This window comes from Streptomyces sp. NPDC056628 (assembly GCF_042792555.1).
Taxonomy (GTDB): domain Bacteria; phylum Actinomycetota; class Actinomycetes; order Streptomycetales; family Streptomycetaceae; genus Streptomyces.
This window is the reverse complement of the sequence record NZ_JBHTWG010000024.1, coordinates 101,039-108,053: the sequence shown is the minus strand read 5'-3', so window position 1 is coordinate 108,053 and position 7,015 is coordinate 101,039. Positions and strand designations below refer to the sequence as shown.

6 protein-coding genes are annotated in these 7,015 nt (G+C 73.4%); all 6 read right to left on the bottom strand.

Features of this window, described 5'->3' with window-relative positions; genetic code table 11:
- Positions 1–597: lectin (locus ACFRAC_RS25440; protein WP_382928362.1), on the bottom strand; the 597-nt coding region annotated here is incomplete at its 3' end.
- Positions 598–700: 103 nt separating this feature from the next.
- A complete protein-coding gene (locus ACFRAC_RS25435; protein WP_382928426.1) occupies positions 701–2,851 on the bottom strand; it encodes an RICIN domain-containing protein in 2,151 nt (716 codons plus the stop codon).
- A 652-nt stretch (positions 2,852–3,503) separates the two neighbouring features.
- Positions 3,504–3,716, bottom strand: a complete 213-nt coding sequence (locus ACFRAC_RS25430; protein ID WP_382928352.1) for a hypothetical protein — start codon at positions 3,714–3,716, stop codon at positions 3,504–3,506.
- Between the two features lie 122 nt (positions 3,717–3,838).
- Positions 3,839–4,366 (bottom strand): NUDIX hydrolase family protein, encoded by a 528-nt coding sequence (locus ACFRAC_RS25425; RefSeq protein WP_361354668.1) that lies wholly within the window; start codon positions 4,364–4,366, stop codon positions 3,839–3,841.
- Between the two features lie 16 nt (positions 4,367–4,382).
- Entirely contained in the window at positions 4,383–5,567 is a 1,185-nt protein-coding gene (locus ACFRAC_RS25420; RefSeq protein WP_382928348.1) for an amidohydrolase family protein, read from the bottom strand.
- Between the two features lies 1 nt (position 5,568).
- The gene (locus ACFRAC_RS25415) at positions 5,569–6,972 is read right to left on the bottom strand and encodes a glutamine synthetase (RefSeq protein ID WP_382928337.1); all 1,404 of its coding nucleotides are present in this window, start codon (positions 6,970–6,972) and stop codon (positions 5,569–5,571) included.
- Positions 6,973–7,015: the final 43 nt, after the last annotated feature.

The following is a 7,015-nucleotide window of genomic DNA, read 5'->3' as shown; positions in this document are numbered from 1 at the left end:
GGCGCTGAGCGCCGCGACCAGGCCGCTGTAGGTGTAGAACGAGTTCCGGCCCGGGAACATCTGGTTGAACTGGGCCTCGCTGACGACGAATCCGGACGGGTTGCCGCCCCCGCCCCCGCTCGCCGGGGCGTTCCACTTCTGGTTGGCCCCGCCGGTGCAGGTCCAGATCTGCAACGGCGTGCCGTTGGCGCTGCTGTTGCCTCGGACGTCCAGGCACTTGTTCGCGGCAGGGTTGACGATGTCCCGGGCCCCGGAGACCACCCACTGCTGGTTGGCACCGCCCGTGCAGTCCCACAGGTGGACGGTCGCGCCGTCCGCGGTGCTCCGCTCGGAGACGTCCAGACACTTGCCGAGCGCGCGCAGGGTGCCGTCACCGGAGTTCGACCAGATCTGGGCGTTGGTGCCGTTGCAGTCGTAGAGCTGCACGGCCGTGCCGTTGGCGCTGTTCGCGCCCGCCACGTCGACGCACTTGCCGGCGAGGCCGGTGATGGTGCCCTGGGCGGCGCGGGCGCTGGGCGCCGCCGTGAACAGGGCGGCCAGCACGGCGGCGAGGACCGTGAGGACGGCGAGACGGGGTCTGCGCACGGAAGAGGACATGGGGAGCACACTCCTCGGGTGTCGGGGGTGGACCGGCCGTCCCTCGGGCGAGGGACGGCCGGATGACGCTGAGCGGTGGCGCCGCACGGACAGCGGTGGCGCTCTACGGATAGCTGGGCAGATTCGCCACGTTCGTGGCCGAGTTGGACGGCCCGCCCGTGCTGTTGACGACGTGCCGGATGGTGCCGGTGCCGCCGAGGGAGACCGTCACCATGCTGGTGAAGCGCACCCCCGGCCGGTTCGGCGCCTCGATGGCACGCTCGGCGGTGACGCTCGGGTTGACGTTGAAGAAGCAGTAGCTGCCGAGGCCCCACGCCTGGTGGCTGGTGACGGAGTCGGCGACCTTGTAGGCGGCGTAGCCCTGGGTGGAACCGTTCATCCAGGCCGCCTGGTTGGGCGGGTCGTACGGCATCTCGTTCTGGTAGAAGTACGTGCGGCCGCCGTTGCCGTTCCAGATGGTCTGGTACTTCTGGTAGTGCTCGACGAACAGGCCGTACGCCGTGACGTCGTCACCGTTGACGATCAGACCGGTGTCAGCGGTGTTGCTGTTCCAGCCGATGCCGTTGCCGTGGTCGCCGCGCCAGATCCACATGTGGTCGCCGATGACGTCGTCACTGTTGATCACCAGGCTGGTGGTCGCCTTGCCGACGGCCGCGCCGCCGACCCGGAAGTACACGTCGTGCAGCGAGGTCGGGTCGGCGTCGTGCGAGGCCGAGGAGTTCGCCGGGCCGACCTCCATGAGCGTGGGCGAGTTGGTGGTGCCCGCGTCGAAGAGGAGGCCCGCGACCTTCACCCCGTCGACGTCGGCGACCTTCATCGCGGTGACGCCGTTGTCCGGGACGAACGTGGCGAGGCCCAGGCCGAGGACGACCGTGCCGGGGCGGTTCACCTGGAGCGTCTGGTCGAGGTGGTAGACCCCCGGGGTGACGAGCAGGTTCTTGCCCGCGGCCAGCGCGGCGTTGAGGGAGGCGGCGCTCGCGCCCGGCTTGACGATGTGGAACGTGTCGAGCGACAGCGAGGTGCCGGAGGGTGCCCCGTTCGCCCAGCTGACGCCGGAGGAGTTGGTCCGGACCGAGGGCACGAACACCTTGTAGGAGTTGTCGCCGTCGACGTACAGGAACGGCTTCTCCCGGGTCACCGGGGACTGCGCGACCGTGGTGTACGGCGGCGTCGGGAACGTCGTGTTCGGCACGCCCTGACTGCCGACGAAGACCATGTTCCAGTTGGAGCCGGTCCAGCTGCCGAGCTGGGAGTTGCGGGTCAGCCACTGCTGCTGGCTGCCGGAGTCGACCCGTCCGTCGACCTTGGTGTCGGCGAACAGGCCGCCGCTGGCCCAGCCGCCGTCGTCCAGGGCGATGTCTCCGCGCAGATGCATCCTGCGGTACGGGGCCGCCTGCGAGACCGCCCAGCGGTCGCGGCCGCCCGCCGGGTTGACCGACAGGTTCTCGGCGCCGCGCCAGAAGTTCTGGGTGGCGTTCTGCGGCGGGAACCAGTCCGCCTCGGCGTGCACCGCCCCGTTGACGGTGACCGCGTCCGGGGTGAGGCCGAGACCGGAGACCTGCGTGTAGAAGCCGACGTTGACGTCGGCGTCGTAGGAGCCCGGCTTGAACAGCACCGCGTGCCGCTGGGTGCCGAACTGGTTGGTCTCCTGCTGCTGGAAGATCGAGTTCAGCTTGCTCTGGATGGCCGACGCGGACATCGACGGGTCGAACACGGCGACGTTCGGCCCGAGGTCCGGGGCCGGCGCCGACTGGTTCACGGGCACGACCTGGAACCGCTGGGCGGCGCTGCCGTTGCACGCGTACTGCACGAACTGCACGCTGTCGGCGAGTGAGGCGCCCGGGTCGTCCAGGCACTTGCCGCTGTGCCGGTTGACGAACCGGTAGGCGCCGCCGCCCAGGTCGACCGGCAGCCACTGCTGGTTGGCGCCGCCGCCGTAGGCCCACAGGTGCACGGGCGCGCCGTCGGCGCTGGAGACGTCGGCGACGTCCACGACCTGGGCGGTGTTGTTCCGGTTGCCGATGCGGACGTAGCCGTCGCCGGTGGTGGTGAAACTCCACTGCTGGGCCGTCGTGTTGTTGCAGGCGTACTGCTGCACGACGGTGCCGTTGGCGGTGGCGGCCGCCCTGGCGTCCAGGCAGCGGCCGCTCGCGGCGTTCATCACGGTGGCGAACCCGGTGGGCAGCGCGGCGGCGGCGCTGTCCGCAGCGCTCGCCGGCGCGGGCGCCGAGGTGAGCAGGGAGGCGGCGGCCATGGTGACGAGCGTGGCCGCTCCGGATCTGCGCAGCCGGCGCAGCGCGGGGGGCAGGAAGGTGTGCACGGGCTCTCCTTGCCGAGCGAAGGCGGGTTGGGGGGTCCCGGGCCGGGGCCCGGGCGGGTGCGACGCTGGTGAGAAGGCGGCTCAGCCGGTGCGGGGGTCAGGGATTCCGGGCATGCGGGTGGCCCTTCGTGGGGGGTGTGCGGACGCTGCCGCGTTCAGGCCATGAACGGTGAACGTGACACGCGCCGGTCTGGCTGACCCGTGAACCTAAAGGTATGGACCACTTTCGTCAAGACATGAAGTAAGCACGCGTGCAGCGGACTTGGCGGTGCGGGGTGACGGACCGCCGGGTTGCGGAAAAGGTGGGACGGCTCGGTCCGGCCGCGTGAACCGGTCCACGGGCGCGTCCGGGCCGTCCGTCAGGGCGCGCGGCCCGGCCCCGTAGGCCAGGGCCGGGGCGGTGGCGCGCAACCGCGGCAGCTCCCGCGGGTCCATGGGGTGAAGGCCCAGCCGGAACCGGACTCCGCTTCCCGGGGGTTGTCCACCACGGCCCGGAGCTCCGCCGACACACAGGCGAGCACCCAGCCGGTGAGGGCACGCGCAGGCTGGCGGCGCCGCTCGCCCGGCACCCGCGGACGACGCCGCGTCACCACGAGCGGGGGCTCGCGCTGTTCGAGGGGACCGGGTTCGACACGGCCGGCTCCGCACGGTTCTTCCGCGCGGGCAGCGGCACCGTCTGCGGGTGGTCCAGGCAGACGTCGTACGTCGCCGGCGCCACCCGCCGCGGCTCGGCCGGCCGGCCGTCGGCCGCGTCCCCGGCGGTCAGCCGGTCCTCCGGCTCCGTGTGCGGGGCCTCCACCAGCCCGTCCAGCAGGGCGTCCTAGGAGGCGGCGCAGCGGTACAACGCCACCGCCCCGACACCGAGTTCACTGCTGAGTCGGCGCCGTCCACCGCACGCGCCGGCGGTACCGGCGCGACCCCTCAGACCACGCATCCCACATGCGCCAGCGCCTGCTTCAGCAGCACTCCGTGTCCGCCAGGCATCTCGCTCTGCACCGCCGGCGACAGGGCCTCCTGAGGGCTGAACCAGACCAGGTCGAGGGCGTCCTGCCGGGGCCGGCAGTCGCCGCTGACCGGGACGACGTACGCGAGGGACACCGCGTGCTGACGGGGGTCGTGGTACGGCGTGACGCCCTGCGTCGGGAAGTACTCGGCCACGGTGAACGGCTGCAGCGAGGTCGGCACCCGGGGCAGCGCCACCGGTCCGAGATCCTTCTCCAGGTGGCGCAGCAGCGCGTCGCGGACACGCTCGTGGTGCAGCACACGGCCCGAGACCAGGGTCCGGCTGACCGTTCCGTCGGGTCCGATGCGCAGCAGCAGCCCGATGCTGGTGACCTCGCCGCTGTCGTCGACGCGCACGGGCACCGCCTCGACGTACAGGATCGGCATGCGGGCGCGCGCCTGCTCCAGGTCGTCCGTGGACAGCCAGCCGGGCGTGGTTTCGGTCATGTCAGACATTGCTTGATCATACTTTCCGGGAGTGCGGACGCTCGGTCGTGGTCGGGACGGCGGACGGGGCGGCGGGGGAGAGACCGTACAGGCGGCGGGCGTTGTCGCCGGCCGTCCACGCGGCGATACGCAGAGCGTCCGGCAGGCTCAGGTCGTCGGTGTCCACCCGGTCCTGGAGCAGTTCCCCCAGGCCCCGGCGGAACGCCAGGGCCCCCAGGGTGTGGAACTCGGCCAGGCCGAAGGCGTCGGAGCTGTACAGCAGCTTGCGGAACGGGGTGATCTCCAGGGCCTCCGCGAGCACCGCCCGCGCCCGGGCGGGCCCCACGTGGTGCAGCGCGAGACCGACGTCCAGGTGCACGTGGTCGAAGACGGCGGCGAGATAGGCGGCCTCACGCTGGTACGGCCAGCAGTGCAGGAGCAGCACCGGGATCGTGCCCCGGACCAGATCCAGCCAGTCGGTCAGCAGGGCCGGGTTCGCCCGGTGCAGCCGCAGGTCGCCGTCGCCGAACCCGGTGTGCAGCTGCAGGGGCAGGCCGAGTCCGACCGCCGTCCACAGCAGATGCCGGGTGAGCACCGGGTCGGTCAGCCGGCCGCCGTCCGCCAGCCACTGCCGGGCCGAGGCGGTGACCAGTGCGTCCGCCGGGCGCGCCGGATCCAGGTCGAAGCCGGTGCGGTACGCGGCCACCGACTTCACGGCCACCACACCGGGCCGCCGTACGGCCCCCTCGGCGGCCGCCCGGAATGCCTCGGCGTATCCGTCGGCCTCCACCCCCGAAGCCGCGACCGACTCGGCGACCGCCTCCAGGCGGACGACCTCGTGGGCGGTCGCCTCGGCCGGCTCCGCGAGCTGCGCGGGCGTCGTCAGCGGCACCGGTGTGTGTCCGGTGTCCACACAGAGCGCCGCCACACCCGCCGCCCGCAGGAACCGCCGGTTCACCTCCCGCGCGCCCAGTTCGGCGCGCCGGGCCAGGTAGGCGTCGGCGGGGGCGTGCCGGGGCAGGTCGAGCAGGGGCGCGCAGTCCCGGCGCACGGCCACCCCCACCGGGGTGTCGAAGGCGGACCAGCCGGCGCCGGGCTCGCCCTCGGTGAGCAGGGACTCGAACGCGCCGCGGTCCAGGTCGGCGGTGACCACCCCGTGGCAGTGGTGGTCGACCAGCGGCAGCTCCGCGAGCGCCTCATGGACCGGCCCGGTGCCGCCCACGTCAGTACACCCACCGGTAGGCCGCCGCGATCCCGTCGTCGTCCAGCCCGGCGACTCGGGCGGACTCGCCCTCCCGTACGGCGATCACGGCGTCGGCGAGGACCGGCCCGAGCGCGGCGCGCAGCACCTCGTCCGCGCGGAACTCCCCGACGGCCTCGCCCAGCGAGACGGGCAGCCGGCGCACCCCTAGCGCCGCCGCCTCCCGCGTGCCCAGGTGCGCGGGATCACCGGTGATCTCCTCGGGCAGCCGCGCTTGCGACGCCATGCCGTCGAGACCGGCGGCGATCAGGCAGCCGAGCGCGAGATGGGGGTTGGCGGCCAGGTCGACCGGCTTGACCTCGATATTGGCGGTCTGCGTGCGCCGGCCGACCGTGCCGGTCACCAGCCGCAGGCCGGCCTCGCGGGTCTCGCGGCCCCACGCAGTGAACACCCCGGCCCACTGGGAGGGCCGCAGCCGCAGATAGCTCGCCGGGCTCGGCGCGGTCACCGCGGTGAGGGCCGGGAGCCGGCGGAGCACCCCGGCCGCGAAGGACTCGGCCGCGGGGCGCAGGCCGTAGCGGCGGTCGCCGCCCGCGTGCAGGTTGACGCCGTCGCGCCAGACGGAGAGATGGACGTGACCGCCGTTGCCGACGCCGCGCCCGAGCACCGCGGGCGCGAAGGACACCGCGAGCCCGTGGCGCCGGGCCACCGCGCGGATCGTCTGCCGCACCAGCACGCTGCGGTCGGCCGCGGCGACCGGGTCCAGCGCGGCCACCGACAGCTCGAACTGCCCGGCCGCGTACTCGGGATGGAACTGCTCGGCCTCCACGCCCTGCCGGGCCAGCGCCGCCAGCAGCTCCGCCGCGCAGTCGCTCAGCTCCACCTGCCGGGTGGCGCCGTACGCGGGACCCGTGACCGCGGGCACGAAGGCCCCGTCGGCGCCCGGCGGGTGGGCGAAGGCCCACTCGATCTCGATGCTCGCCCGGAAGGTCAGCCCGTGCCGTTCGGCGGCCTCCCGGACCGTGCGCCGCAGGAACGTGCGGGCGCACGCCGGATGCGGCTCGCCCTCCTGGGTCGTCCGGTCGACCGGCGCCCAGGCCCAGCCGGGCTGGGCGGCGAGCTCCACCAGCGCCGTCAGGTCCGGATACAGGCGCAGATCGCCGTCCGGGGAGCCGAGGACGTCCGTGGTCACGATGGAGTCGTCCGCCAGGAACGTGTCGAACACCGGTGACATCCCGACGCCCCAGGCCGCCGCGGAGGGCAGCTTGGCCGTCGGGACCGTCTTCACCCGGCCGATCCCGGCCGTGTCCACGTACGCCAGCACCACTCCGTGCACGCCCCGGCCGGCCAGCTCGCCGCTCAGCGCGGTGGCCCGTTCGACGTCCCCGGGACGCCCTCCCGGGACGGGATCGGCAAGGGTGGTCATACGGTCTCCTCGACGAGCTCGGCCTCCGGGCGGGCGGTGCGTC

Coding starts and splice junctions, on each gene's coding strand:
- ACFRAC_RS25435 (WP_382928426.1), bottom strand. CDS start 2,851: ATGGCCGCCGCCTCCCTGCTCACCTCGGCGCCCGCGCCGGCGAGCGCT.
- ACFRAC_RS25425 (WP_361354668.1), bottom strand. CDS start 4,366: ATGACCGAAACCACGCCCGGCTGGCTGTCCACGGACGACCTGGAGCAG.
- ACFRAC_RS25415 (WP_382928337.1), bottom strand. CDS start 6,972: ATGACCACCCTTGCCGATCCCGTCCCGGGAGGGCGTCCCGGGGACGTC.